General features: G+C 71.3%; 23 protein-coding genes and 1 pseudogene. 10 read left to right on the forward strand and 14 right to left on the reverse strand.

Going from position 1 to position 25,149, the window contains the following annotated elements:
- The first annotated feature begins 14 nt into the window (after positions 1 to 14).
- On the forward strand, positions 15 to 506 hold the full coding sequence (locus tag JK364_RS20390) for an inorganic diphosphatase (protein ID WP_201852602.1): 492 nt from the start codon (positions 15 to 17) through the stop codon (positions 504 to 506).
- A gap of 123 nt (positions 507 to 629) precedes the next feature.
- Here the strand turns inward: JK364_RS20390 and JK364_RS20395 are convergent, their stop codons facing one another.
- The 3 genes from JK364_RS20395 to JK364_RS20405 all read right to left on the reverse strand — a co-directional run bounded on the left by JK364_RS20395 (position 630) and on the right by JK364_RS20405 (position 4,279).
- The gene (locus JK364_RS20395) at positions 630 to 2,336 is read right to left on the reverse strand and encodes a threonine/serine exporter family protein (protein WP_201852527.1); all 1,707 of its coding nucleotides are present in this window, start codon (positions 2,334 to 2,336) and stop codon (positions 630 to 632) included.
- A 188-nt stretch (positions 2,337 to 2,524) separates the two neighbouring features.
- Positions 2,525 to 3,250 (reverse strand): DedA family protein, encoded by a 726-nt coding sequence (locus tag JK364_RS20400; RefSeq protein ID WP_201852528.1) that lies wholly within the window; start codon positions 3,248 to 3,250, stop codon positions 2,525 to 2,527.
- A gap of 249 nt (positions 3,251 to 3,499) precedes the next feature.
- Positions 3,500 to 4,279: a MerR family transcriptional regulator gene (locus JK364_RS20405; protein WP_201852529.1), complete on the reverse strand. Its 780-nt coding sequence runs from the start codon at positions 4,277 to 4,279 to the stop codon at positions 3,500 to 3,502.
- A gap of 124 nt (positions 4,280 to 4,403) precedes the next feature.
- On the opposite strand from JK364_RS20405, the gene leuE reads away from it, so the two are divergent.
- Positions 4,404 to 5,171 (forward strand): leucine efflux protein LeuE, encoded by a 768-nt coding sequence (gene leuE / locus JK364_RS20410; protein ID WP_201852530.1) that lies wholly within the window; start codon positions 4,404 to 4,406, stop codon positions 5,169 to 5,171.
- An 89-nt stretch (positions 5,172 to 5,260) separates the two neighbouring features.
- Positions 5,261 to 6,673 carry a glutamate decarboxylase gene (gene gad, locus JK364_RS20415; protein ID WP_201852531.1) on the forward strand — a complete coding sequence of 471 codons (1,413 nt, stop codon included), beginning with the start codon at positions 5,261 to 5,263 and terminating at the stop codon, positions 6,671 to 6,673.
- Positions 6,674 to 6,766: 93 nt separating this feature from the next.
- Here the strand turns inward: gad and JK364_RS55345 are convergent, their stop codons facing one another.
- The 7 genes from JK364_RS55345 to JK364_RS20455 form a co-directional block, all read right to left on the reverse strand.
- On the reverse strand, positions 6,767 to 8,563 hold the full coding sequence (locus tag JK364_RS55345; RefSeq protein ID WP_230992214.1) for a collagen-like domain-containing protein: 1,797 nt from the start codon (positions 8,561 to 8,563) through the stop codon (positions 6,767 to 6,769).
- 76 nt (positions 8,564 to 8,639) lie between these two features.
- The gene (locus tag JK364_RS20430) at positions 8,640 to 9,425 is read right to left on the reverse strand and encodes an ABC transporter permease (RefSeq protein ID WP_201852532.1); all 786 of its coding nucleotides are present in this window, start codon (positions 9,423 to 9,425) and stop codon (positions 8,640 to 8,642) included.
- Positions 9,422 to 10,456 (reverse strand): ATP-binding cassette domain-containing protein, encoded by a 1,035-nt coding sequence (locus JK364_RS20435; protein ID WP_230992215.1) that lies wholly within the window; start codon positions 10,454 to 10,456, stop codon positions 9,422 to 9,424. Before JK364_RS20435 ends, JK364_RS20430 begins: the two co-directional genes overlap by 4 nt.
- Positions 10,457 to 10,604: 148 nt before the next feature.
- Positions 10,605 to 11,234: a PadR family transcriptional regulator gene (locus tag JK364_RS20440; RefSeq protein ID WP_201852533.1), complete on the reverse strand. Its 630-nt coding sequence runs from the start codon at positions 11,232 to 11,234 to the stop codon at positions 10,605 to 10,607.
- A gap of 70 nt (positions 11,235 to 11,304) precedes the next feature.
- Positions 11,305 to 11,874 carry a DinB family protein gene (locus JK364_RS20445; protein ID WP_201852534.1) on the reverse strand — a complete coding sequence of 190 codons (570 nt, stop codon included), beginning with the start codon at positions 11,872 to 11,874 and terminating at the stop codon, positions 11,305 to 11,307.
- Between the two features lie 201 nt (positions 11,875 to 12,075).
- Positions 12,076 to 13,533, reverse strand: a complete 1,458-nt coding sequence (locus tag JK364_RS20450; RefSeq protein WP_201852535.1) for an aldehyde dehydrogenase family protein — start codon at positions 13,531 to 13,533, stop codon at positions 12,076 to 12,078.
- A 90-nt stretch (positions 13,534 to 13,623) separates the two neighbouring features.
- Positions 13,624 to 14,487 carry a Sco1979 family transcriptional regulator gene (locus tag JK364_RS20455; RefSeq protein ID WP_201852536.1) on the reverse strand — a complete coding sequence of 288 codons (864 nt, stop codon included), beginning with the start codon at positions 14,485 to 14,487 and terminating at the stop codon, positions 13,624 to 13,626.
- A 305-nt stretch (positions 14,488 to 14,792) separates the two neighbouring features.
- On the opposite strand from JK364_RS20455, the gene JK364_RS20460 reads away from it, so the two are divergent.
- Positions 14,793 to 15,281: an ATP-binding protein gene (locus JK364_RS20460; protein ID WP_201852537.1), complete on the forward strand. Its 489-nt coding sequence runs from the start codon at positions 14,793 to 14,795 to the stop codon at positions 15,279 to 15,281.
- A 98-nt stretch (positions 15,282 to 15,379) separates the two neighbouring features.
- On the opposite strand, the gene JK364_RS20465 is transcribed toward JK364_RS20460, so the two are convergent.
- Positions 15,380 to 16,534, reverse strand: a complete 1,155-nt coding sequence (locus JK364_RS20465; RefSeq protein WP_201852538.1) for a site-2 protease family protein — start codon at positions 16,532 to 16,534, stop codon at positions 15,380 to 15,382.
- 62 nt (positions 16,535 to 16,596) lie between these two features.
- Complete coding sequence (locus JK364_RS20470) at positions 16,597 to 16,830, reverse strand: DUF397 domain-containing protein (RefSeq protein ID WP_230992276.1); 234 nt, start codon at positions 16,828 to 16,830, stop codon at positions 16,597 to 16,599.
- A gap of 394 nt (positions 16,831 to 17,224) precedes the next feature.
- On the opposite strand from JK364_RS20470, the gene JK364_RS20475 reads away from it, so the two are divergent.
- The 6 genes from JK364_RS20475 (at position 17,225) to JK364_RS20500 (ending at position 23,092) form a co-directional block, all read left to right on the forward strand.
- Positions 17,225 to 18,913: a bifunctional 3'-5' exonuclease/DNA polymerase gene (locus JK364_RS20475; RefSeq protein ID WP_201852539.1), complete on the forward strand. Its 1,689-nt coding sequence runs from the start codon at positions 17,225 to 17,227 to the stop codon at positions 18,911 to 18,913.
- A 352-nt stretch (positions 18,914 to 19,265) separates the two neighbouring features.
- Positions 19,266 to 20,312 carry a rod shape-determining protein gene (locus tag JK364_RS20480; RefSeq protein WP_201852540.1) on the forward strand — a complete coding sequence of 349 codons (1,047 nt, stop codon included), beginning with the start codon at positions 19,266 to 19,268 and terminating at the stop codon, positions 20,310 to 20,312.
- 186 nt (positions 20,313 to 20,498) lie between these two features.
- Positions 20,499 to 21,095, forward strand: a complete 597-nt coding sequence (locus JK364_RS20485; RefSeq protein ID WP_201852541.1) for a sigma-70 family RNA polymerase sigma factor — start codon at positions 20,499 to 20,501, stop codon at positions 21,093 to 21,095.
- A complete protein-coding gene (locus JK364_RS20490; RefSeq protein WP_201852542.1) occupies positions 21,092 to 21,904 on the forward strand; it encodes a zf-HC2 domain-containing protein in 813 nt (270 codons plus the stop codon). The genes JK364_RS20485 and JK364_RS20490 overlap by 4 nt, the downstream gene beginning before the upstream one ends.
- A gap of 133 nt (positions 21,905 to 22,037) precedes the next feature.
- Positions 22,038 to 22,583: an RNA polymerase sigma factor gene (locus tag JK364_RS20495; RefSeq protein WP_037955421.1), complete on the forward strand. Its 546-nt coding sequence runs from the start codon at positions 22,038 to 22,040 to the stop codon at positions 22,581 to 22,583.
- Positions 22,580 to 23,092: an anti-sigma factor family protein gene (locus JK364_RS20500; protein ID WP_201852543.1), complete on the forward strand. Its 513-nt coding sequence runs from the start codon at positions 22,580 to 22,582 to the stop codon at positions 23,090 to 23,092. Before JK364_RS20495 ends, JK364_RS20500 begins: the two co-directional genes overlap by 4 nt.
- 154 nt (positions 23,093 to 23,246) lie before the next feature.
- Here the strand turns inward: JK364_RS20500 and JK364_RS58055 are convergent.
- Together JK364_RS58055 and JK364_RS20510 are read right to left on the reverse strand one after the other, a co-directional pair.
- A pseudogene (locus JK364_RS58055) lies at positions 23,247 to 23,654 on the reverse strand (signal peptidase II); the annotation flags it as partial.
- A gap of 229 nt (positions 23,655 to 23,883) precedes the next feature.
- A complete protein-coding gene (locus tag JK364_RS20510) occupies positions 23,884 to 25,149 on the reverse strand; it encodes a glycoside hydrolase family 5 protein (RefSeq protein ID WP_230992216.1) in 1,266 nt (421 codons plus the stop codon).

Genomic DNA, 25,149 nt, shown 5'->3' on the forward strand with positions numbered 1-25,149 from the left:
TGGAGGAGCCACCCGTGGAGTTCGACGTCACCATCGAGATCCCGAAGGGTTCGCGGAACAAGTACGAGGTGGACCACGAGACGGGTCGCATCCGCCTTGACCGGCGACTCTTCACGTCGACCAGCTACCCCGCGGACTACGGCTTCGTCGAGAACACCCTCGGCGAGGACGGTGATCCGCTGGACGCACTGGTCATTCTCGACGAGCCGACGTTCCCCGGCTGCCTGATCAAGTGCCGCGCCATCGGCATGTTCAGGATGACCGACGAGGCGGGCGGCGATGACAAGCTGCTTTGCGTACCGGCCTCCGACCCCCGGGTGGAGCACCTGCGTGATATTCACCACGTTTCAGAGTTCGACCGCCTGGAAATCCAGCACTTCTTCGAGGTCTACAAGGACCTGGAGCCGGGGAAGTCGGTCGAGGGGGCCAACTGGGTGGGCCGCGCCGACGCCGAGGCCGAGGTGGAGGCGTCCATCAAGCGTCTCGAGGCCGCCGGCGGCCACTGAGTCCTGAGCGATACGGATCTACGCCGGGAGGGCGGGGCACCACGCGGGTGCCCCGCCCTCCCGGCGTTTCCGGCCCCGCCCTCCCGGCGTTTTCGACCCTGACCCCCGGCTCCCGGCTCCCGGTCAGAAGCCCCGTGTGCGCTTGGCGGCGCGGCGGCCGGAGGGGTCGTTGTCCGTGCCGGGCATCTTCAGGAACAGGCGCGCGGCCTCGCTTCCCAGGTTCACCCCTATGGCGATCGCCAGGGCCAGTGCCGCCGCCTGGGTGAGGTGCGGAATGCCGCGGTCCAGATTGCCCTGGGCCAGCGCGAGCAGCCCGAAGTAGGTCGCGCTACCGGGCAGCAGCGGCCCTATCGCCGCCGTGACGTACGGCAGCGCCGAGGCGTATCGATATCGCGAGAGCAGCTGGCCGAAGAGGCCGACCAGCCCGGCGGCCACGGTCGTGGCGGCCACCGGCGGGACGTTGGCGGTGTCGGCCAGCGCGCCGTAGACCACCCAGGCGACCCCGCCGTTGAGCGTGGCGAACAGCACGGTGTGACGTTCCTGCTGGAGCAGGATGCAGAAGGTCAGCGCGAGCAGCATCGCCGCCAGGATCTGGATGTACGGCCGCTCCACATGGCGCAGCGCCGCCTCCGGATTGAGCTTGGCGTCGAGCTGGACGCCCCCGTAGAGCACCGTGAGCACCCCGCAGACGATGCCCACGATCAGATAGCCGACCTCCAGCAGGCGCGCCGCCGCGGTGATGTAGTAGCCGGTCAGCCCGTCCTGGACGCCCGCGACCAGCGCCCGCCCCGGGATCAGGGCGAACAGCCCACCGGTGATCACGGCGGACGCCTGGAGCCCGGAGTCGGCGAGGCTGAGCGCCACCCCGATCGCGGCGGGCGGCATCGCCGCGGCCACGAACTGGTAGAACTCCGGAAGCCCGCGCCCGGAGGCCAGCCACGCCAGCCGGTCGCCGAGCATCGCGCCGAGGGCCGCCGCGAAGAAGACCGGCCAGTCACCGCCGACCAGCATGCTCGCCGCGCCGGCCAGCCCGCCGCCGGCCATGGTGAGCGCCCAGCCGGGGTAGGGGTGGCGGTTACGGCGTATCTCGGCGAGCCGCCGGTACGCCTCCTCCAGCGTGAAGTCGTCCCGCGAGGTGATGTCGTCCACGAGCCGGAAGACCGCGGACAGCCGGGTGTAGTCGGTGCCCCGGCGGCGCACGGTCCGGCTGGCGGTGACCGGGTCGTCGACCAGCGAGGGCTGGTAGCTGACCGACAGCAGGGTGAAGGTGACGGTCGGCTCGCAGCGGTCGAGCCCGTACGCGTGCGCCACGCCGAGCATGGCCGCCTCGACGTCCTCGGCCCCCTCACCGCCCGCGAGCAGCAGCTCGGCGATGCGGAGAGTGAGGTCGAGCACACGCGGCACCGCCGGGCCGGTATCGTCCTGCCGCTCGATCCGCTCGGGCGTCGGGCGATCGCTGATCGGCATGCGCAGCATCGTGCGCATCCGGTCCTGCCAGGGGGCGTCCTTGGTCAGCCGGACGACGGGGATGCCGTTCGGCGGGGTGATGACGGGGAAGCCGCCGGTGGTCTGGTTGTTCGAGGGCGTCTTCACCCCGGCGGGCGGCACGAACGCCGAGCCCTCGGGCTCGGCGTGGGCTTCCGCCGTCAGTCCGTCGGGGACGGCGAACTCCGATGTCGGATGCTCGTCCTCGGGCGGCGGCGGCAGGGGTATGCCCAGGGGTGGGGTGAAGGCGCTGTGCGCCTCGTCGGACAGCGGCTTCTGCTGCTCCCCCGTGTCCGTCTCCGCCGCGCTCACGGCACGCGGCGTCTGCTGACGGTCCGACCTCACGTCTTCTCGCTCCTCACCAGCCCTCCCCGTATCTTTCCCAGCAGCCAAGGATGCAACATCGGCGGCCACCGGAGCCCATTGTGCGGGGCGGTGACCGCCGAGTGTGAAGTGGGGGCGGTGTGTGAGAGATGTGAAGCCTGGTGAAAGGACCGCTCAGCGCCTGGCGACCGCTCAGCGCTGGCGACCGCTCAGCGCTTGGCGTGGCGCCCGCGCGGCCCCTGGGAGGGGGAAGGCCCCTGAGAGGGGGAACCCGCGGCCGGCCCCTGCGGCTCCGGCTGCGCGGCGGCCTCCTTCTTCGCCTTGCCGCGCGCCCGGAGGAACTCGATCACGATCGGGACGATCGACAGCAGCACGATCGCGATCAGCATCAGCTCGATGTGCTGATGCACGAAGTCGACCTTCCCGAGCGCCGAGCCGAGCAGGGTGACGCCGGTGCCCCACAGCACACCGCCGATGACATTGAAGATGATGAACGAGCGGTAGTTCATCCGGCTCACGCCCGCGATGATCGGCGTGAACGTCCGCACGATGGGCACGAAGCGGGCGAGGATCAGCGACTTCGGCCCGTGCTTCTCGAAGAACTCATGTGCCTTCTCCACGTTCTCCTGTTTGAAGAGCTTGGAGTCGGGGCGCCGGAAGAGCGACGGCCCCACCTTCCGGCCGAAGAGATATCCGGCCTGGTCACCGACGATCGCGGCGACCGCCACGGCCACGCACACCAGCCACAGATCCTGCTTGATCACATTGGTGGTCACCAGCAGGCCGGTGGTGAACAGCAGCGAGTCGCCCGGCAGGAAGAAGCCGATGAGCAGGCCGGACTCCGCGAAAACGATGGCCAGAACGCCGAGCAGACCGAAGGTCTCGATCAGATAGTCCGGGTCCAGCCACTGAGGGCCGAGCGCGAGGGTGGTCACGGGTGAGGCTCCTGGGTCGAGGAATGCAGGCTCGTGCGAGGCCCGGCCGCAGGTTCGGGGCGGACTGAGTGTTCTTCGCAGTGTGCCGCCCAAAGCTATCAACGCCGTGTGCGTGCCCTTGGTTCCCACCACGAAGGCGGCCCGCCCTCGGTGGCCCCGCCCAAGGGCTTCGCCCCTGGACCCCGGGGTCTGGGGGCGGAGTCCCCCGTTGTGGGAAGGGGCGGGGCGGGGAGCAGCCCGCCGCAGGTGTCACGATTCTTCGGACGCCCGGTAGCCGTGCCGCTCCGCGTTGGCGAGGATCGCGTCCCGGAGGTAGCCGGCCAGCCCCGGCCCGGCCTTGTCGATGTTCTCCGTGAAGCGGTGGTCCGAGACATACATCCGGCCCAGACAGGCGTGCATCTCATGGCCGCACTCGTAGTGGTTCCGGCCGATCCCCTGCCGGTGCTCCTCGGCGAGGTCCATCGCCGCCTCGGACGTCGGCGGGGTGCCCGCGCCCATCAGCGCGAGGAAGCGGTTGCTGAGTTCGTCCGCCTCCTCCTGGATCCGCTTCCAGTCCTCCTTGGTGTACGAGGCCGCCCTGCGCTGGGACTCCCGGTACGCCTCGGTGTTCCCCCAGCGCTGCTCGACCTCCTCCTGGTGCTCGTCCGGGTCGAAGTCCCCGAAGACCTCGAACTTCTCCCCGGGGGTCAGGTTGATGCCCATCTTCCGCGCCTCCATGGCTCGTTCGACGGCGGCGGCCATCTTCCGCAGCCGCTCGATCCGGTCGGACAGCAGCTGGTGCTGACGCCGCAGGTGGGCCTGCGGATCGATGTCCGGGTCGTCGAGCAGCACCGCCACCTCCTCGAGCGGAAAGCCGAGCTCCCGGTAGAACAGGATCCGTTGCAGCCGGTCGAGGTCGGCGTCGTCGTAACGCCGGTGCCCGGCCGCGCTTCGGGCGCCGGGGCGCAGCAGCCCGATCTCGTCGTAGTGGTGCAGCGTGCGCACCGTGACGCCGGCGAAGCTCGCCACCTGTCCCACGGAATAGCTCATGGCCGAATCCGCTCTCCTTCTGTTCGGTACGGGTTCCACGGTGCTCCCTCACGTCGCGTGAGGTGCAAGTCCGGATGGCGAAACCGACTGGGCGGCGCGGCGGACCACTGTCATCCTGCCGATCGTGCTGGGGATAACCGATCTTTCGACGTATCTGGCCGGTCTGGCGCTGATCATCCTGCTGCCGGGCCCCAATTCGCTGTATGTGGTGTCGGTCGCGGCCCGCCGCGGCCCGCGTACCGGCTATCGGGCGGCGGCCGGGGTGCTCTGCGGCGACGCCGTGCTGATGGCGCTGTCGGCGGGCGGGGTGGCCTCGCTGCTGCATGCGAGCCCGGTGCTCTTCGCGGTGGTCAAGTTCGCGGGCGCGGGCTATCTGACCTGGCTGGCGGTGGGCATGCTGCGCGGGGCGCGGGCGCTGTGGCGCCGCCGCCCGGGGACCGCGGAGGCGGCCCGGAGCGCGGACGGGACGCGGGGCGCGGCGGAGGCGCGGAGCGCGGACGGGACGCGGGGCGCGGACGGGACGCGGCGCGCGGACGGGACGCGGCGCGCGGACGGGGCCGTGGATACGGCCATGGGGTCCGCGGAGGGCGAGCGCCCGTACCGCCGGGCGCTGGTCATCAGCCTGCTGAACCCGAAGGCGATCCTCTTCTTCATCTCCTTCTTCGTGCAGTTCGTGGATCCGGACTACGCCCATCCCGCGCTGTCCTTCGTGGCGCTGGGCGCCTGGGCGCAGCTGTTCAGCATCACCTATCTGTCGGTGCTGATCTTCAGCGGTACGTATCTGGCGGCCACCTTCCGGCGGCGCCGGCGGCTGACGGCGGGGCTCTCGGCGGCCGCGGGCACGGCGTTCCTCGGCTTCGCGGCGAAGCTGTCGCTCAGCAGCGCGGGGTAGCCGTGACGCGGTAGCGCGGGGCGGGGCGGGGCACGAGGGGACGGCGCGGGGTCGGGGTTTATCTCCGATATGCCCCTAATTTAACGAAGATGGCACTTCACAAAGGCGCTCCCGGCCGACGCGACCTCGACGAAAGCCCCGATTTCTCCATCAACCCGCTCTACGGCGAGGCCAATCCGGTCAGCGGAATGACCGGCCGGCCCCCGCGCCGCTGCCTCCCGGACGAGCCGATGGCGCCCACGACGGCGTATCAGTTCGTCCATGACGAGCTGATGCTGGACGGCAACGCCCGCCAGAATCTGGCCACGTTCGTCACCACGTGGATGGAGCCGCAGGCGGGCAGGCTGATGTCCGACTGCCTCGCCAAGAACATGATCGACAAGGATGAGTATCCGCGCACCGCCGAACTGGAGCGGCGGTGCGTGACGATGCTCGGCCATCTGTGGCACGCCCCCGACCCGGACGCGGTCGTGGGCTGCTCCACCACGGGGTCGAGCGAGGCGTGCATGCTGGCCGGAATGGCCTTCAAACGGCGCTGGGCCAAGCGGAACCCGGTGCGCTATCCGGCCACCGCCCGCCCCAATCTGATCATGGGCACCAATGTCCAGGTGTGCTGGGAGAAGTTCTGCGCCTTCTGGGAGGTGGAGGCGCGGCAGGTGCCCATGGAGGGCGACCGGTTCCACCTCGATCCCCAGGCCGCCGCCGAGCTGTGCGACGAGAACACCATCGGGGTCGTCGCGATCCTCGGCTCCACCTTCGACGGCTCCTATGAACCCGTCGCCGAGGTGTGCCGCGCGCTGGACGACCTCCAGGAGCGCACGGGCCTGGACATCCCGGTGCATGTGGACGGCGCCTCGGGCGCGATGGTCGCGCCGTTCCTCGACCCGGACCTGGTGTGGGACTTCCAGCTGCCGCGGGTCGCCTCCATCAACACCTCGGGCCACAAGTACGGCCTGGTCTACCCCGGAGTGGGGTGGGCGCTGTGGCGTACGGCGGACGCGCTGCCCGAGGAGCTGGTCTTCCGCGTCGACTACCTCGGCGGCGACATGCCCACGTTCTCGCTCAACTTCTCCCGCCCCGGCTCCCAGGTGGCCGCCCAGTACTACACCTTCGTACGGCTGGGCCGGGAGGGCTACCGCGCCGTCCAGCAGCAGACCCGCGATGTGGCGCGCTCGCTCGCCGAGCGGATCGAGGCGTTCGGGGACTTCACCATGCTCAGCCGCGGCGATCAGCTGCCGGTGTTCGCGTTCACCACGGCGGAGGGGATCCGCGACTTCGACGTCTACGACGTCTCCCGGCGGCTGCGCGAACGCGGCTGGCTGGTGCCCGCGTACACCTTCCCGCCCAACCGGGAGGACCTGTCCGTACTGCGGGTGGTGTGCCGCAACGGCTTCTCGGAGGACCTCGCCGATCTCTTCCTGGGCGACCTGGAGTCGCTGCTGCCGGAGCTGCGGTCACAGCCCGCGCCCATGGGGAAGGCCGTCAAGGCGTTCCACCACTGAGCCCGGTGTCTCCGGTCCTGGGAACGACGGCGGTCAGCGCGTACGGACCCGGCGCGACGGCGGTCAGCGCGTACGGGCCGGGAACGACGGCGGTCAGCGCGTACGGGCCGGGGCCCGGAGCAGCTCGGCCCGGCGCCGGACCGCCTCCAGCGCACCGGGTCTGCGGCCGGGCACCCGGCCCCGCAGCTCGATCAGCAGCGGGGCGAGGGCACCGGCCCTGACCCGGTCCGCCACGAACTGCCACTGGTGGTGCGCCCGGTCCACGGCCCCCTCGACCTCGGGGTGCTCGGCCGGTTCCCCATTGCCCAGCCGCGCGTCGGCCACCGCGAGCCACAGCTCGCAGGCGCGGGCCGGGTCCCCGGCGATACGGGAGAGATCGGCGCGGACCTCCAGCCAGTGGATCGCGTCGTCGGACCGGGGACCGGCCGTCCGGAGCGCCTCCTGCTCCCAGGCGGCCGCCATCGAGGCCGCCTCGCTGTGCCGCCCCGCGTTGGCCGCCTCGAATATCGCCGCGTGCGTCGAGGCGAGCGGATCGGCCACGGGCGCCCACCCGGGCGGCGGGGGCAGGGGGGCGTGCGTCGGCCGGGGCGGGCGCAGTGATGGTGGCGCCGGTCGGGGGTCGGCGGGGAGGAACGATTCGGGAGGGCCCGGCGGCATGGGCGGCGGCGTGGCCGCCACCGGCCCGGCTGCCCCGGTCGGTCCGGCCTGCCTGATCGGTCCGCTCGGCCTGCTCGATCCGCTCGATCCGGTTGCTCCGCTCGGTCCGGTTGCCCTGCTCGATCCGCTCGATCCGCTCGATCCGGTTACCCCGCTCGATCCGCTCGATCCGCCCGGTCCGCCCGGTCCGCTCGATCCGGTTGCCCCGCTCGATCCGCTCGATCCGCCCAGTCCGCCCGGTCCGCTCGATCCGGTTGCCCCGCCCCGTCCGCCCCGTCCGCCCGGTCCGCCCAGTCCGGTTGCTCCGGCCCGGTCGACTGCTCCGGTCTGCCCGGTCGGCCGGATTTCTCCGGTTTGTCCAGTCGATATGGCCTGCTCGGTCGGCCCGGCCTGGTCAGCCGCCCCGACCGGTCCAGTTGCCCCGGTCGCCCCGACCGGTCCAGTTGTCCCGGTCGCCCCGACCGGTCCAGTTGTCCCGGTCGCCCCGGGCGGTGCGCTCTGCCCCGTCTGCCCGGCCCATGGGGCGGCGTCCGGGGGCGCGTACGGCTCGCCCGACCCGGTGCCGTCCAGGAGCAGTTCGGGGCCGGGGCCCAGCCCGGCCTCCAGGGCCGCGCGCTGGTGCAGGAGCGGGAGAGGCGGGCGTTCGGCGGCGGCCCGCAGCAGGCCGGCGAACGCCCGGCTGTAGTCCGGCGTCGCCAGCTGCCGCTTGGGCGGGGCGGGTGCCACCGTGCCGTAGAGGGTCAGTCCGGCCGCGAGGGCGGACGGGCCGGCGGTTCTCAGCGGCGGCCAGGCCGTCTCGTCGGCCACCAGGTCGGCGACCACGACGGTGCTGCCCGCCGGCCGCCGGCCGAGTTCGGCGGCCAGCCAGTGCCAGGGCAGCGCCGTGTAGCGGGCGGTCCTCGGCGTCGTACGGGCCAACGCCAGGTGCGGCAGCCGCTGTTTGGCGTCGAGGGTGAGCTGGCCCGCGAGATGGACCAGCACCGGGCCCGGGTGCGCGGCGGCGGTCCGCAGATGCGTCAGTACGGTTTGCGGGTCGGCCGGGTCCACGAGTTGGACGACGCTGGCGCCACCCGGCGTGCCCAGCAGCGCCGCCGGTGGCACGGCGGCGAGCTGGGGCAGCGCGGCGGCCGCGTCCATCAGTCGCTGTTTGCCGGCCGGACCGGCGGCGAGCAGCAGGGCGTATCCGGGCCCGCTCGCCGTCTCCGCCCCCGTGCCCGACCTGTCGTTCCCCATACCTGCACCGTATCCGCAACCGGTGACGACCGGTGGAGGTGTGACCGGCGCGGAATCCGGATCCGGGGGGCCGCGGTCAGCGGCTGAGCCTCCCGTAACGCCGCACCGCGACCGGGAGGAAGACCGCGATCAGCGCCAGCGGCCAGCAGACGGCGAGGAGTTGGGCGTGGTCCGCCGCCCAGGAGTCACCACCACCGCCGGGGCTGCCGAACAGTTCGCGGATCGCGGTGGCCGTCGCCGACATCGGGTTCCAGACCGCGGCGGCGCCGAGCCAGTCGGGCATGGTCTCGGGCGAGGCGAAGACGTTGGAGAGGAAGCCCACCGGCCAGACCAGGATCTGTACGGCCTGCACCATCTCCGGGCGCCCGGCGGCCATGCCCAGGAAGATGCCGAGCCACAGCATCGCGAAGCGCAGCCACAGCAGCAGCCCGACAGCGAGCAGCGCGTCGCCGAACCCGCCGTGCCAGCGCCAGCCCATCGCGAGCCCGACCCCGAGGAGGACGAGCAGCCCGAGCGCCGACTGGAGCATGTCCAGCACGCTGCGCCCGACCAGGACCGCCGAGCGGGCCATCGGCATCGAGCGGAAGCGGTCGATGACGCCCTTGTTGAGGTCCTGGGTGATGGCGAGCATCGTCCCTTCGAGGCCGAACACCATGGTGAGCGCGAACGTGCCCGGCACCAGGTAGTCCTTGTAGTCGCCGCCGCCCGGGACGGTCATCCCGCCGCCGAGGAAGTAGGCGAACATCAGCAGCATCATCACCGGGAAGACCAGCTGGACGGCCACCTGGACGGGCTGCCGGGCCCAGTGGGCGAGTCCGCGGCGGGTCATGGTCCAGGAGTCGATGAGGGTCGCGGTCGTCATACGAGGGTCTCCTCCTCGGCGGTGTCCGCCATGGCCGTGGCCACCGTGCCCGTGGCCGTGGCCGCCGTGCCCGTGTCCGCCGTGCCCGGCTTCCCGGTGAGGTGCAGAAAGACCTCGTCGAGCGTGGGGCGGCGCAGCACGATGTCCTCCGCCTCGATCCCGGCCGCCGCCAGCGCCCTTACGGTCTCCGTCAGCGCGGCCACCCGGTCGGTGACCCGCGCGCCGAGCCGCCGCCGGTCGGGGTCGGTCTCGACCTCGGCGGCGCCGGTCGCCGTGCCGACGACCGAGGCGGCGGCGGTCAGTTGGCCCGCGTCGCGCAGCACCACCTCGATGCGGTCCCCGCCGAGCCGGGCCTTGAGCTCGTCGGCGGTCCCGTCGGCGATGGCCCGTCCGCCGTCGATCACGCAGACGCGGTCGGCGAGTTGGTCCGCCTCCTCCAGGTACTGGGTGGTCAGCAGCACGGTCGTACCGCCGTCCACCAGCGAGCGGACCGCGTTCCACACCTCCGTACGGCCCCGGGGGTCGAGCCCGGTGGTCGGCTCGTCCAGGAAGAGGATCCGCGGCCGCATGATGAGGCTCGCCGCGAGGTCCAGCCTGCGCCGCATCCCGCCGCTGTACCGGCCGACCGCCTTGGTGCCGGTTCCGGCAAGGCCGAACCGCTCCAGCAGCTCGTCCGCGCGGTCCGCCGCCCGGCGTCCGCCCAGGTGGTAGAGGCGGCCGAACATCTCCAGGTTCTGCCGTCCGCTCAGCTCCTCGTCCACCGCGGCGTGCTGGCCGACGAGTCCGATGCGGTAGCGGACCTCGTCGGGGTCGCGCAGCACGTCGTACCCGGCGACCTCGGCCCGGCCGCCGTCGGGCCGCAGCAGGGTGGCCAGGATCCGTACGCAGGTGGTCTTGCCCGCGCCATTGGGGCCGAGCACGGCGTGCACGGTGCCCCGCGGGACGGTCAGGTCGAGTCCGGCGAGGGCCTCTTTGTCCCGGTAGGTCTTCCGCAGCCCCTCGACGACGATCGCGGGATCGCTGTCGGCCAAGGTCTTCCCCTCTCCCTCATGCTCTTCTCCGCACCACGTAGTCAAGTTTGACTACGCATGCCGGAAGGTACTGCCCGAGCCCCGGCTAGTCAAACTTGATTAACACAGAGGGCGACCGTCAGCCGCCCTCGAGCCGCATGGTGGTGCCTCAGTCCGCGCCGGGCGCGGCGTACGGGTTGGTGACGCCCTCCGGCAGCACCTCCACCGAGCGCTCCCCCTCGCCCGCCATCACATACGCCCCGCCCTCGAGCCGCTCGACCAGCCCACGGGTCCACTCGGCGCCACTGTCCGCGGAGTGCACCCAGAACTTCATGATCTCGCCGATATGGCCCCACTCATCGGGGGTTCCGTCCGGTGGCGTCCAGTGCCGGGTCACCTCGGCCCGCCACTCCTCCAGCGCCGCCACCCGCCGCTTGAGCAGGGCGATCGCCTCGTCCCGGGGCAGGTCCACGATGAAACCCACCCCGGCCGTCAGCTCGTCGATCTTCTGGTCATGGCGCAGCAGCGCCTCCCGCAGCAGCCGGAAGTACTCCTCCTCGCCCGCCTCGGTCAGCTCGTACTCGGTCCGCGGCGGCCCGCCGACCGTGCTCGGCGCGACGTCGTGCGCGCGCATCAGCCCCTGCTTCGCCATCTGCTTGAGCGCGTGGTAGATGGACCCGGGTTTGGCGTTGGACCACTCGTGCGCGCCCCAGAACTCCAGGTCGTTACGGACCTGATAGCCGTGCGCCCGCCCGTGCTGGCGCACGGCCCCCAGCACCAGCAGCCGGATCGCTGACATCGCCCGCTCGTCTCCATCCTGGTCCCGACCCCCGCGATGACCAGGCTAGGGGGTCGGCGAGCCGGGCGGATCACCGCTCCAGGATCGACCAGTCGGGCTCCGGCATCGCCCCCGTCTCGAAGACGAGGTCGAAGGCGCCCTTGCCGTCGATCGTCTCGCGGATGATGTCGGCGTGCCCCGCGTGCCGGGCCACCTCCTCGATCAGGTGGAGGACCGCCCAGCGCCAGGTGCGGGTGCCGCCCTCGTCCCAGGGGAGCCGGATCGCCTCGAACGTCTCGTCCAGCGACGGCAGGGCCCGTAGGGCCTCCTCGGTCTCGCGCGCCACCTCGTCGTACAGGGCGAGCAGCGCCTCCACCGTCTCGTCCTCGGTGGGCTCGAAGGTGTGCTCCCACTCGGCCATCTGGTCCTTGGCGTTCCCCGGCGCCTTGCCCTGGAGGACGCGCAGCCAGCCGCGCTCGCCGGTGACCACGTGCTTGAGCAGCCCGGCCAGCGAGAGCGCGCTCGCGCTGGGGACGCTGCGGGCCTGCTCCTCGGTCAGGCCGTACACCGACCGCCGGATGCCGCCGCGCTGTGCGTCCAGGTACGCCAGCAGCCCGCCGCACTCGCTCTCACAGGCCTCGGGGTTCACGATCACGGGCATGGCTGCCGCCTCTCATCTGGAGGGCGCCCGGGTCCGGTGCCCTTCGATGAACCCCACGCTAGGAAGGCTTGCGGTCAGCTTCTGTCCGCGAACCCGCGAACCCGCGAACCCGCAAACCCGCGAACCCGCGAACCGACTCTGTCTGCGAACCCGCGAACCGACTCCGACTCCCGCTGCCTCAGGACTCCGGCTCCCGCTGCCTCAGAACGGGAACTGGCTCCGGCCGTGCTGGATGGAGATCCACTTGGTGGTGGTGAAGTCCTCGATCATCGACTCCCCGTTGAGCCGCCCGAGACCCGAGTGCTTCTCCCCGCCGAACGGCACGATCGGCTCGTCGTGGACCGTGCTGTCGTTCACATGGATCATGCCGGTGTGGATCCGCTGGGCGAACCGCACCCCGCGCTCGATGTCGGCGGTGTGCACGGCCCCGCTGAGCCCGTAGTCGGTGTCGTTGGCGATCTGTACGGCCTCGTCGTCGCCGTCGAACGGAATCAGCGTCACCACCGGGCCGAAGATCTCCTGGCCGAGGATCGCCGAGCCCTCCGGGACCCCGCTGAGCACGGTCGGCCCCATCAGGGTGCCCTCGGTCTGCCCTCGCACCAGCGCGGTGGCGCCCTCGGCGATCGTCTGGTCCACGAGCTGGGTGATCGCCTCGGCCTGGCCCTCGTTGATCAGCGGGCCGATATGGGTGGTGGGGTCGACCGGATCGCCCACCTTCAGCGTCTCCACCTTGGCCACGAACTTCTCGGTGAACTCCCGCTCGACCGCCCGGTCCACCAGCACCCGGTTGGCCGCCATGCAGACCTGCCCCTGGTGGACGAAGCGGCTGAAGACGGCCGCGTCCACCGCGTAGTCCAGGTCGGCGTCGTCCAGCACGACCAGCGCGCTGTTGCCGCCCAGCTCCAGGACCGTGCGCTTGAAGTGGGAGGCGGCCACGGTGGCGACGTGCCGGCCGACCTTGTCCGAGCCGGTGAAGGAGATCACCTTCGGTATGGGGTGCTCGATCAGGGCGTCGCCGATCTCCGCGATGTCGGTGACCACGACATTGAGCAGCCCGGCGGGCAGCCCGGCCTCCTCGAGGATCCTGGCGACCAGACCGCCGCCGCAGACCGGGGTGTTCTGGTGCGGCTTGAGGACGACGGCGTTGCCGAGGGCGAGCGCGGGGGCCACCGATTTCAGCGACAGCAGGAAGGGGAAGTTGAACGGGCTGATGACGCCGACCACACCCACCGGCAGCCGGTAGAGGCGGTTCTCCTTGCCGTCCACCGGCGACGGCAGGATGCGGCCCTCGGGCCGCAGCGCCAGGTGGATCGCCTCGCGCAGGAACTCCTTGGCGAGGTGCAGTTCGAAGCCCGCCTTCACATGGGTGCCGCCGCACTCCGCGATGATCGTCTCGGTGAGCTCCTTGTCCCGGTCCTCGATGATCCGCAGCGCCCGCTCGAAGACCGCCCGCCGGGCGTAGGGGTTGGTGGCGCCCCACTCCGGCTGCGCCCGCTCGGCCGCCCGGTAGGCCAGGTCCACCTCCTCGACGGTCGCCACGGTGATGGAGGCCAGCTTCTCCCCGTTGTAGGGGTTGAAGTCGACGATGTCCCAGGAACCGCTTCCGCCGCGCCACTCGCCGTCGATGAACTGCAGGGCCAATTCGGAGAAGTAGGACATGCCATCCCTATCTGCAGGACGCGGTGCCGGTCCCCGACAGCCGCGCACGTGTGGGGGGTATTCCTGACAGAACGTCATCCTACTGACGGGTCAGGCGTCGCGAAGGAGCCCACGGAGCAAATCCCGGCTCTCCTCGGGAGAGAGGCTGTCCGCGCTGAGCCGGTCCAACACCCGCTCGTACTGCGTGACTTCGTCGCGCTTGTCCAGGTAGAGCGCGCTGGTGAGCTGCTCCAGATAGACGATGTCCGGGAGGTCGGACTCCGGGAAGCGCAGCCGGGTGAACGCCCCGCTCTCCCCCGCGTGCCCGCCGAAGGCGAACGGCATCACCTGGAGCGTCACATGTCGATGCTCGGAGATCGTGATCAGATGGCGCAGCTGGCCGGACATCACACCGCGCCCGCCGTACGGGCGGTGCAGCGCGGCCTCGTCCAGGACCACATGGCACGCCGGGGCGCGCTCGGAGACCAGCAGCTTCTGCCGCTCCAGCCGCAGCGCCACCCGCCGGTCCACCTCGTCGGAGCACGCCTGCGGCTGGCCGCGGGTGACCACGGCGTGGGCGTAGCCCTCGGTCTGGAGCAGACCGTGGATGAACTGGACCTCGTAGCAGGCGATATCGGAGGCGGCGCCCTCCAGGCCGACATAGGTCTGGAACCAGCCGGGGAGCACATCGCCGTAGCTGTGCCACCACCCGGCGACATTGGCCTCGCGGGCGAGCCCGAGCAGCGCCGCGCGCTCCGCGTCGTCGGTGACTCCGTACAGCGTCAGCAGATCCTCGATGTCCCGCGCCTTGAAGCTCACCCGGCCCAACTCCATCCGGCTGATCTTGGATTCGGAAGCCCGGATCGAATAGCCCGCCGCCTCGCGGGTGATGCCGCGGTCCTCGCGCAACCGCCTGAGTTGAGAGCCCAGGAGGATACGGCGTACCACCGATCCACTCGACTCGCTGCCGGCCATTTCCGCGGTCCTCCCTGTACGGAAAGCATCCTTGCGAACGGCGCCCCCGCAGTCCCTGAGGGGGAAGTCTGCCACTGATCGGGCTTCACGCCGTAGGCGCGTCGTTACTCAACCCGATGATGCACGCCAGTGTACGGAGTCAGAAATCCCAGTAAAACCGTGCGGATCGGACCAACCATCTCGCGTGCACGTGCATTTGCCCTTGCATCTGACGTGCGCATTCGGAACCATAGGGTGTGCGCACGTGCTAGCTGGTACGAAATCTGGCCAGAGTTCGTCACGGCCACGGATGCAGGAGTGCTCGCATGGGGAGCGAAGGTTCGACCCTGCTGGAACCCTTGTGGCAAGGGCTTGCCGCCATCGATCCCGCCGCCGTCTCCGGATCCGTCTCCTGCGCCCTACCCGCCCGCTATGAAGCGGTCAAGGGGGCCCGGCAGTTCACCGGCTCCACCCTGCGGCAGTGGAACATGTCCGAACTCCTCGACGAAGTGGCACTCGTCGTCTCCGAGCTGGTCACCAACGCCCTCCGGCACGCCCTGTCCGGCGCCGCGGCGGCCGGTGAGCCGGAGCGACCGGTGCGGCTCCATCTGATGCGCGGCCCCTCACGACTGGTGTGCGCCGTACGCGACCCCAGCGAGGTGGGGCCGGTGGCCGGCGAGGCGGGCTGCGGCGAGGAGTCCGGGCGCGGGCTCCATCTGGTGGAGTCCTTCACGGACGGCTGGGGCTGGCAGCCGCTGGCGGGCACCCCGCGCGGCAAGATCGTCTGGGCCGTCTTCCGGCTCCCCGACGCCTAGGGAGTTCCCCGACTCGTAGCGAACTCCCCGACGCGTAGGGATACGCCACCGCCCGTCCCGAACGCCAACCGCCCGTCCGTCCCGAACACCACCGCCCATCACGGGTGGGTGGTGGACTCCGGCGGGGCCGTGGTGATGCCCAGGCCGTGCAGCTGGAAGAGCCGGTTCACATCGTGCATCGTGACGATCCCCTCGAGCTGCCCGTGGTCCACCACCAGCACCGGCAGCGCGCCGCCACCCGGACGCGCCCGCTCCAGCACCTCGCTCAGCAGCTCATCCGGCTCGGCCACCGTGCACCGGGCCAGCGGTATCGCCACATCGCGCACCCGCCGCTCCTCCCGGGCCTCGCCCGGCACCGACGCGAGCGCGCGCAGCTGGACGACCCCGCTCGGCCGTCCCTCGAAGTCCAGCAGCGGCATCACCGAATGCCGGGCGTGGGCCGCCACCTCGTCGATGAACCGCCCCACGGTCAGCCAGTCGGCCCCGGCGGCGACCGGCGCCGACATCGCGTCCGCCACCCGCACCCCGCGCAGCGCCGTGTTGACCCCGGCCCGCTGCCGCTCCGCGTTGGCGATGATCACCATGAAGAGGCCGATGAGCGAGAGCCACAGCCCGCCGTTGTTCCCGCGCAGGAAGGAGATCCAGCCGGCGGCGATGAGCACCACACCGAGGATCTGGCCGCTGCGCCCCGCCGCCCGCTCGGCGCGCTCCCGGTCCCCGGTGCGCCACCAGATCACGGCCTGCACCACCCGTCCGCCGTCCAGCGGTGCGGCGGGCAGCAGATTGAAGACGCCCAGCAGCAGATTGGCCCAGCCCAGCCAGATCAGCACGGCCGTGGGCACTCCCCATCCGGTGAGCGCGTGCACCCCGATCCCCGCGCCGACCGCGACACCGCCGATGACCAGGCTGGTGAGCGGCCCGATGACGGCCACCCAGAACGCGACCCCGGCGGTGCGGGGCCGTCCCATCTTGGTCATGCCGCCAAGCGCCCAGAGCGTCACGTCCTCCACCGAGACGCCCCTTCTGCGGGCGGCGACCGCGTGCGCGGCCTCGTGCAGCAGCAGGCTGCCCATCAGCAGCACGGCGCCGACGACGCTGGCGACGGCGTAGACCGCACTGGTCCGGCCGGGGGTCCACGCGGGCAGCGTCTCGTGGCCGAGCCCGTAAGCGAGCAGCACGATCAGCACCGGGACGCTCCAGTGCATCCGCAGTGGTACCCCGAGTACACGTCCGACGCGGACCGAGCCGTTCATCGCCGTCTCACATGGGTCGGGTCCCCCCGATCGCCACTACCAGTGTCGCGCGTCCGCGGCGATCAGCCCAGACCTGCCGGATCGTGTGCCAGATGGTCGAACTCGCCGTCCTTGGCCCCGAGCAGCATCGCCTCGACCTCGGCCGGGGTGTAGATCAGCGCCGGTCCGTCGGGGAACCGGGAGTTGCGGACGGCCACGTTCCCACCGGGCAGCTTGGCGAACTCGACACACGACCCCTGGGAGTTGCTGTGTCTGCTCTTCTGCCAGACGACTCCCCGGAGGTCCGCGGCCGCCATGCCGTTGTAGGGGTGGTCGCGCACAGGGCTTCTCCACTGTTCGTGCATGCGTGCAGCTGTCAACTGTCCGGGATCATAGCTGCGTTCTTTTGCGAATGCATGGGCAAATGCATCTGCGTATGCGCAGGTAGATGCACAAGCAGATGCACGTGCACCATGCGTATCTGCATGATCACCCGACACCCGGGATCTTTTGCCCGGAGTGAAGAAGAGCAGTCGTCATGAATGACGTCCGGGTCCCCCTCCGGGTTGAGCGGGCCTCGTCCTCGTCACCGAAGCCTGAGTATCGGCGTCACCGGAGCCCGAGCATCGGCGTCACCGGAGCCTGAGCATCGGCGTCACCGGAGCCTGAGCATCGGCGTCGATGTCAGACCCCCCTGCCAGAATCCCGGGCATGAGATGGGCGGCGGCGGAGACGGACCACGGGGGTGTTCGTCTCTGCCCGCTCGACCCCCGGGGAAAGGCCGCCGGACCGGTCATCGAGGTCACGGCGGAGCAGGGCGGGATCGCCGAGGCCGTGCGTTCCCGCCCCGAGGCCGACCGGTGGGTGTGGCGGTCCACCGCCGAGGTCTATCCACGGCTGCTGGCCGCCGGGGCCCGGGTCGAGCGGGCCTATGACATCGAGGCGGCCGAGGCGCTGCTCCTCGGCCATGAGGGGCGCTCGGGCGCACCGCGTTCGCTCGCCGCCGCCTGGGCTCGGCTGCGCGGGCTGCCCGTCCCCGAGGACCCGCCGCCCCGGGCGGCCGGGGGCCAGCCGTCGCTGTTCGAGCCCGGTCCGCCGCCGCTGCCGCCGGGCACCGATCCGCTGGACGCGCTGCTCGAGGTGTACGCGGGCCAGCTGATCCGTACGGACGCGGCCGAGCACCCCGACCGGATGCGGCTGCTGACCACCGCCGAGTCGGCCGGGATGCTGATCGCCGCCGAGATGCGGCGCAGCGGGGTGCCCTGGCGCGCCGACCGCCACCGGGAGCTGTTGGACGAGCTGCTCGGCGAGCGCTATCCGGGCGGTCTGGAGCCGCGGCGCCTGGCCGAGCTGGCCGACGAGGTCTCGCGCGCCTTCGGCACCCGGGTGCGGCCCGATCTGCCCGCCGAGGTCGTCAAGGCGTTCGCCCGCGCGGGCATCACCCTGGGCTCGACCCGCGCCTGGGAGCTGGAGCGGATCGACCACCCCGCCGTCGAGCCGCTGCTGCGCTACAAGAAGCTCTACCGGCTGCACACCGCCCACGGCTGGGCCTGGCTCCAGTCCTGGGTGCGCGAGGGCCGCTTCCGCCCGGAGTATCTGCCCGGCGGCACCGTCTCCGGCCGCTGGACCACCAACGGCGGCGGGGCGCTGCAGATCCCCAAGGTGGTGCGGCGCGCGGTGGTGGCCGATCCGGGGTGGCGGCTGGTGGTGGCCGACGCCGACCAGATGGAGCCCCGGGTGCTCGCCGCGATCTCCCGCGACCCCGGGCTGATGGAGGTCGCGGGCAGCGGCCGGGATCTGTACGCGACGCTGTCCGACCGCGCCTTCTCCGGCCGGCGCGACCTGGCCAAGCTGGCGCTGCTGGGCGCGGTCTACGGCCAGACCTCCGGCGACGGCCTGAAGCACCTCGCGGCCCTGCGGCGGCGCTTCCCGGCGGCGGTGGCATATGTGGACGAGGCGGCCCGCGCGGGTGAGGAGGGCCGGCTGGTGCGCACCTGGCTGGGCCGCACCTGCCCGCCCGCGGGCGGCGCCGCCGAGGAGACGGCCGACGAGGCGGGGCTGCCGCGGGACCAGGAGGAGCCGTCGTACGGCAGCACGGCGGGCGCCCGCGCCCGGGGCCGGTTCACCCGGAACTTCGTGGTGCAGGGCAGCGCCGCCGACTGGGCCCTGCTGATGCTCGCCGCGCTGCGGCGGTCGCTGACCGGGGCGGGGCTGCGCGCGGAGATCGTCTTCTTCCAGCACGACGAGGTGATCGTGCACTGCCCCGAGGCGGAGGCCGACGCGGTCCGGGAGGCGATCGCCGAGGCGGGCGAGACGGCCGGCCGGATCGCCTTCGGACCGACCCCGGTGCGGTTCCCCTTCACCATGGCGGCGGTGGAGTGCTACGCGGACGCGAAGTGAGCGGCCCACGGCCCAGGTCCTGTCCCCGGAGGATCTTCGCGCCCGCGGCATCAGCGGCTGACGCCCGGGGCTTCCGGCATCCGACGCGGGGCGCGGCCCCAGCGGTCCAGCCGTAACCGGGGGGCCGGTGGCGGGCGCCGTGCCAGGCGTCGCGGGCCCGCGCGGATCCACCGCACGGAGCCAAGAAGATTCACCGCACGGAGCCAAGAAGATCCACCGCACGGGGCCCAGCGGACAGTCGCTCCCCCGACCGGCTCAGCCCCACGGGCAGCGGGCCTGATCGTCCCCACACGATGAGAGCGGAGGGCCGCCGGGCGGCGGCCCGCCACGCCGCCCACAGGGGAGACCTGCCATGACCATCAGCCTCGAGGCACTGCGCCGCTGCTCCATCGCCGTCGACCTCGGCGCGGCCAGGACGCGCGTCTACCTCAGGCGCACCGGGCTCATCGTCGACGAGCCGACCGTGGCCGCCGTGAACACCCACACCGGCGGGCTGATCGCGGTCGGCACGCCGGCGCAGCGGATGACCGGGCGGACGCCCGCGCACATCCGGGTGGTCCGGCCGGTCTCCAACGGCACCGTCGTGGACATCGAGATGGCCCAGCGGATGCTGCGGCTGCTGCTGGGCAACAAGCTGCGCCGCGCCTGGCGGCGCCGTCCGCTGGTGAGCGCCGCCGTCTGCGTCCAGCATGACGCCGACCCGCTCGCCCAGCGCGCCGCCATGGAGACGCTCATCGGGATCGGCGCCAAGCGGGTCGAGCTGGTGGACACCCTGATCGCCGCCGCCGTGGGCTGCGGTCTGCCGGTGGAACGGCCCGAGGCGACGATGATCGTGGTGTGCGGCGCGGCCACCACCCAGGTCGCGGTCCTGTCCCTGGGCTCGATCGTGGCCGCCGAGCGGGTGCCGGTGGGCGGCGAGACCGTGGACCACGCCGTCGTCCAGCATCTGCGCAACGAGCACGCGCTGATGCTGCCCAGCCAGGCCGTCCACCCGCTGCATCTGATCGTCAAGGACAGCGTGGGCGGCGCGGACGGCGCCCAGACCGTACAGAGCGCCGAGGTGCACGGCCGGGACGTGGCCACGGGGCTCGCCCGGACCGTACGGATCGATATCGAGGGCGTACGGACCGCCATCCGCACCCCGCTCACCGGGGTGCTGGACGCCATCGGCACGGTGCTGCGCCGCTGCCCGCCCGATCTGGTGGCCGACCTCGCCGACCGCGGCATCATGCTGGCGGGCGGCAGCGCGGTGCTGCCCGGGTTCGACACGATGCTGCGCGAGGCCACCGGGATGCCGCTGAACATCGCCGACCACCCCGACGTCTGCGCGGTCGAGGGGCTCGGCGCGATGCTCGACGGCAAGGTGCAGCCCCTGCTGCTGGACGCGATGGTCTCCTGACCCCTTCCGCGCCCGTACCTCACCCCTGTCCCCTGACCCCTGGTCCCTGGCCCCTGCCCCCTGACCCCTGATCGGAAATTCTTCGTGACGCGTTGAGCGGCTGCCTCCCCCCATGCGTAGTGAAGGGGGAAGAGGCCGACATGGCCGCCGATCCCCCCCGGGGCTCAGACCGGGAGTCGTCCGTTGATGTTGTCCAACTCAGGTCAGGTCCTGGAGGTTCAGGTGCACGACGACGCCGCCGTGGCCGATGAGCGTCCGTCAAGATCCGGGCGTGGTACGCCGGACGAGCGACTCATGCGCGCGCTCTACCAGGAGCACGCCGGGCCGTTGCTCGCGTTCGTACTGCGTCTGGTCGCGGGTGACCGGCACCGTGCGGAGGACGTCGTCCAGGAGACCCTGGTGCGCGCCTGGCGGAACGCCGACCAGCTGTCCCGGGCCACCGGCTCCATCCGGCCCTGGTTGGTCACCGTCGCCCGGCGGATCGTGATCGACGGACACCGCAGCCGGCAGGCCCGGCCGCAGGAGGTCGACCCCTCCCCGTTGGAACTCATGCCCGCGGAGGACGAGATCGACCGTGCACTGCGGCTCATGACCCTGACCGACGCGATGCAGGATCTCAGCGACGCCCATCGCGAGGTGCTGGTCGAGACCTACTTCAAGGGGCGGACCGTCAACGAGGCGGCCCAGACCCTCGGCATACCCAGCGGGACGGTACGGTCCCGGGTCTTCTACGCGCTGCGCTCGATGAAGCTCGCGCTCGAGGAGAGAGGAGTAACGGCATGACAGCGCAGACGCACCACCCGGGACATGACGCCGTTGGCGCGTATGTGCTCGGCGTGCTCGACGAGGCGGACGCCACCTATTTCGAGGAGCATCTGGCCGGCTGCGACCAGTGCGGACGGCAGCTGGACGAGCTGACCGGACTGGAACCGCTGCTGGCCGATCTGGCCGCCGACATCCCCGGGATCCACGGCAGCCCCGGGCGGACCCAGCTCACGGGCCACACTCCGCATGCCTTCAGCGCCACTCCCAACGCCATCGAGACCCTCACCGCGCGCCCCGGTCCGGCCCTGTTCAACCGGATGGTCGGCGAGGCCGCGGCGTCCCGCGCCAAGCGGCGGCGGCGCGGTCTCTACCTGGTCGCGGCGGCGGCCGTGCTGATCGTCGGCGGCCCGGTCGGCACGATCGCGGTCACCTCCGGCGGCTCGGACAGCTCCGTCTCGGCCACCCCCAGCGAGAGCGCCCTCTTCGCCGGAATGCCCGACAAGGTGCAGGACACCGACCCGGACACCAAGGTGAACGCGGCGGTCGCGCTGGAGGACAAGATGTGGGGCACCGACGCCGTCCTCCGGCTGAAGAACCTCAAGGGCCCGCTGGACTGCAGTCTGATCGCGGTCTCCAAGGACGGCCATGAGCAGACGATGATGACCTGGTCCGTGCCCGAGTGGGGCTACGGGATCGAGGACAGCCCCAAGGCGGAGGCGAGAGGTCCGCTGTGGGCGCACGGCGGCGCGGGCATGAAGCGCTCCGACATCGAACGCTTCGAGGTCCGTACGACCGACGGCAAGCGCCTGGTCTCCCTGAACGTCTGACCTGCCACCGAGACGTCTGACCTGCCACTCGGATCGCCGATCAACCCATGCGGCGCGGTGAGCGAGATGTTACACAGAGTGTGATATGTCGTGCTTCGCGTCCCCGGGGGGTCCGGATCCGAGGAGGCACCACGTGGCTGACCCGGACGCCCATCAGCAGCGCATGTTCGCTCAGTATGTGCTGCCCGAGGTCGAGGTGCTGCTGCGCGTGGCCATGTCACTGACCACCCAGCGAGCCGACGCCGAGGATCTCGTGCAGGACACGTTACTACGGGCGTACCGGGCAGTCGGCCGTTTTGACGGGAGACATCCACGGGCCTGGCTGCTGACGATCATGCGGCATGCGGAGGTCAGCCGGCGCCGCCAGCGCCGGCCCCGGCTGCTCGACGACCCGGACACGGAGCTGGAGCGGCTGGTCCCGGCCCGGGACGCGACACCGGAGGAGCTGGTGGTGGACACGACGTTCGACGAGGCCGTGGACGCCGCGTTCACGGCGCTTCCGCTGCGGGACCAGCAGGTGGTGCGGCTGGTGCATGTGGACGGGCTGTCGTACGCGGAGGCCGCACAGGTGCTGGACGTCCCCAAGGGGACGGTGATGAGCAGGCTGCACCGGGCGCGCAAGCGGATCCGGAACCAGCTGCTGGCCGCGGGAGTGGAATCGGAGCGAGGTGGCGCATGAGCAGATGGACATGGTGGCGGACCACACGCACCACGGGGACCACGCAGACCACCGGACGGCTCCGGACCCCACGATGTCCCCTGGGCGCGCCGATGCTCCAGTCGTATCTGGACGGGGAGCTGGACGCCCCGGCGGCGGCCCGGGTGCGCACCCATGTGGCCGAGTGCCACCGCTGCGCCCGGGAGCTCGCCGTCTACCAGCGGATCAGCGAGGCGCTGGCCGCCCGCGCGACGATCGACGAGGCGGTGCTGGACCGGCTCAGGGACTTCGCGGAGTCCCTCGCGGAGCGGGAGAGCCGGGAGCCGGGGTCGGAGGGGGCGCCGCAGGAGCCGATCCCGGGGACGGAGACGGTGCCGCCGGAGGCGATGCCGAACGAGGCGATCCAGGCCGAGCCGATCCCGGCCGAGACGGTCCCGGCCGAGGCGATGCCGACGGAGACGGTCCCCGGGACGGCGCCGGGGGCGGATCGGGACGCCGATCAGGGCGCGGTGCACAAGGCGGGAGGCTGACGGCCACCGGATCAAGCCCCGCGCCCGGGGCGCCCGTGCCGGGGCCGGACAGCGCGGTGGCCCGGTCGCGTGCCCGCGAGGGTCTGCGCAGCAGCAGGGCCGCGGTGAGCAGGGTCCCGGTGATCAGGGCCACATCGGCGAGGTTGAAGACCGGCCCGCGGGCGTCCAGCGTGATCCAGTCGACGACGGCGCCGCGCAGCGGGCCCGGCGACCGGATCATCCGGTCGGCTCCGTTGCCCATCGCTCCCCCGGCGATCAGCCCCAGGCCCAGCGCCGCGCCCCGGCCACGGACCCGCAGCCCGGCCCCGGCCGCGCCCAGCGTGGCCACCGCGCCCGCGAGCGTGATCACCACGATCAGCGCGGGCCGGCTCTGGCCCAGGCCGAAGGCTACGCCGGTGTTGCGCACCAGCAGCGCGCAGAACGGCCCGAACCGGGCCTGCGGCCCCGCGGTGCCGCTCCAGGCGGCCAGCGCCATCGCCTTGCTCAGCTGATCGGCCACGATCACGGCGAGCGCGACCAGGGGAAAGAGCAGCCGGCCGGTCGCCGGGTGGGGCTTCATCATCGGCCTCCCTGGGGGTGGGGGGCCGGTCCGCGGGCGCGGTCCGCGGCCCGGGAAGGAAACCCGCCGGGCAGCCGCCCCGCTTCCCTTCCGGGGAAAAACACACGTTCCCTTCCGGGGAAAATCCCAAGACGAGGGCCCGCAGGCGGCACTGCCTGCGGGCCCTCGCTGCTTGCCAACGCCGTGATCAGCTATGTGGTCATCGGCGGTGTACCGAAGGGGTTACTCCGACTTACTTCCCCTTCTTCGCCTCCAGGAGCGGCGTCTGGTACTTGGCCAGCATCTTCATCTTGTTCTGGTCGATCGTCTTCCAGTCGTTCTTCAGCACACCGCCGGTGTCACCCGAGTCCGGGTTCCAGGTCCAGTAGGTGTAGCTGATCTGGTGCTTCTTGAGGTAGTCCATCAGGGCGTTCTGCCAGACGGCCTCGGAGCTCTTACCGGCGGTCTTCTTACCACCGAACTCACCGAGCAGCAGCGGGGCGATGTTCTGCTTCTTGATGTACGCCCAGTGCTTCTCCCAGATGGCCGGCATGTTCTTCGGGAAGTCCTTCGCCATGAACCAGTTCTGGTTGTAGACGCCCGGACCGTAGTCGTGGGCCGAGTAGACGACCTTGTTCGGCTCGTCGAGCTTCACCGGGTGCTTCTTCACACCCTGGAGGTCACCGCCCCACCAGAACTGCTCGTTCTTGTGGCGGTCCGTACCCTCGACGAAGATCAGCCAGTTCTTGTTGACCTTGTGGATGGCGTTACCGGCCTTGGTGGCCGCCAGCTGCCAGTCGGTCTTCGGGTTGCCGTCGCCCCACGTGGCCTGGCCACGCGGCTCATTGTGCAGGTCGGCGCCGATCACCCGGTCGTTGTTCTTGTAGCGCTTGGCCAGCTGGACCCAGTCGTCCATCCACTGCTTCTCGGAGAGGCTCTGGGAGTGCCACAGCTCACTCTGGCCGTACTGGTCCGGACGGTGCTGGTCCAGGATCACCCGGATACCACGGTCGGTGGCACCCTTGACGATCTTGTCCATGATCTGCTGGGGGGTGAGGCCCTTCAGATCGGGGTTCTTGTGCCAGTCGATGCCGTTGGGCTTGGCGGACGACTTGAACATGTCGTTCGCGTACGGCAGACGCATGGTGTTGAAGCCCTGCTTGGCCATCTGGTCCAGCATCGACTCCCAGTTACGGGTCCACAGGCCGTGCGGCGCGTAGGTGCCGGTCTCGAAACCGAACCAGTTCACACCGGTCAGGACGACCTTCTTACCGTCGGAGTCGACGATGTCGCCCTTCTTGGTGGACAGGGGGCCCTCGGCACCCGCGCCGGTGGCCTTGGCGCCGGCGGCGGAGGTGGTGGTGGCGGCCGACTGGCCATCGGAGTTGTTCACCGCGAAGGCGGTGACAGTGCCACCCACGGCAGCAGCAGCGACGACGGCCGCGGCGATACCGAAGCGGAGACGCTGCGAGCGCGGCGCACGCTTGGTCTCGGTGGTCGGGGCGTTGTTCTGATCCAT

The sequence above is a fragment of the Streptomyces endocoffeicus genome (assembly GCF_016741935.1).
Classification (GTDB): Bacteria; Actinomycetota; Actinomycetes; order Streptomycetales; family Streptomycetaceae; genus Streptomyces; species Streptomyces endocoffeicus.

Coding starts and splice junctions, on each gene's coding strand:
- JK364_RS20475 (WP_201852539.1), top strand. CDS start 17,225: ATGAGATGGGCGGCGGCGGAGACGGACCACGGGGGTGTTCGTCTCTGC.
- JK364_RS20445 (WP_201852534.1), bottom strand. CDS start 11,874: ATGCCCGTGATCGTGAACCCCGAGGCCTGTGAGAGCGAGTGCGGCGGG.
- JK364_RS20455 (WP_201852536.1), bottom strand. CDS start 14,487: ATGGCCGGCAGCGAGTCGAGTGGATCGGTGGTACGCCGTATCCTCCTG.
- JK364_RS20470 (WP_230992276.1), bottom strand. CDS start 16,830: ATGGCGGCCGCGGACCTCCGGGGAGTCGTCTGGCAGAAGAGCAGACAC.
- JK364_RS55345 (WP_230992214.1), bottom strand. CDS start 8,563: ATGGGGAACGACAGGTCGGGCACGGGGGCGGAGACGGCGAGCGGGCCC.
- JK364_RS20460 (WP_201852537.1), top strand. CDS start 14,793: ATGGGGAGCGAAGGTTCGACCCTGCTGGAACCCTTGTGGCAAGGGCTT.
- JK364_RS20405 (WP_201852529.1), bottom strand. CDS start 4,279: ATGAGCTATTCCGTGGGACAGGTGGCGAGCTTCGCCGGCGTCACGGTG.
- JK364_RS20510 (WP_230992216.1), bottom strand. CDS start 25,149: ATGGATCAGAACAACGCCCCGACCACCGAGACCAAGCGTGCGCCGCGC.
- JK364_RS20490 (WP_201852542.1), top strand. CDS start 21,092: ATGACAGCGCAGACGCACCACCCGGGACATGACGCCGTTGGCGCGTAT.
- JK364_RS20485 (WP_201852541.1), top strand. CDS start 20,499: ATGTTGTCCAACTCAGGTCAGGTCCTGGAGGTTCAGGTGCACGACGAC.
- JK364_RS20440 (WP_201852533.1), bottom strand. CDS start 11,234: ATGTCAGCGATCCGGCTGCTGGTGCTGGGGGCCGTGCGCCAGCACGGG.
- JK364_RS20450 (WP_201852535.1), bottom strand. CDS start 13,533: ATGTCCTACTTCTCCGAATTGGCCCTGCAGTTCATCGACGGCGAGTGG.
- gad (WP_201852531.1), top strand. CDS start 5,261: ATGGCACTTCACAAAGGCGCTCCCGGCCGACGCGACCTCGACGAAAGC.
- JK364_RS20430 (WP_201852532.1), bottom strand. CDS start 9,425: ATGACGACCGCGACCCTCATCGACTCCTGGACCATGACCCGCCGCGGA.
- JK364_RS20480 (WP_201852540.1), top strand. CDS start 19,266: ATGACCATCAGCCTCGAGGCACTGCGCCGCTGCTCCATCGCCGTCGAC.
- JK364_RS20500 (WP_201852543.1), top strand. CDS start 22,580: ATGAGCAGATGGACATGGTGGCGGACCACACGCACCACGGGGACCACG.
- JK364_RS20465 (WP_201852538.1), bottom strand. CDS start 16,534: ATGAACGGCTCGGTCCGCGTCGGACGTGTACTCGGGGTACCACTGCGG.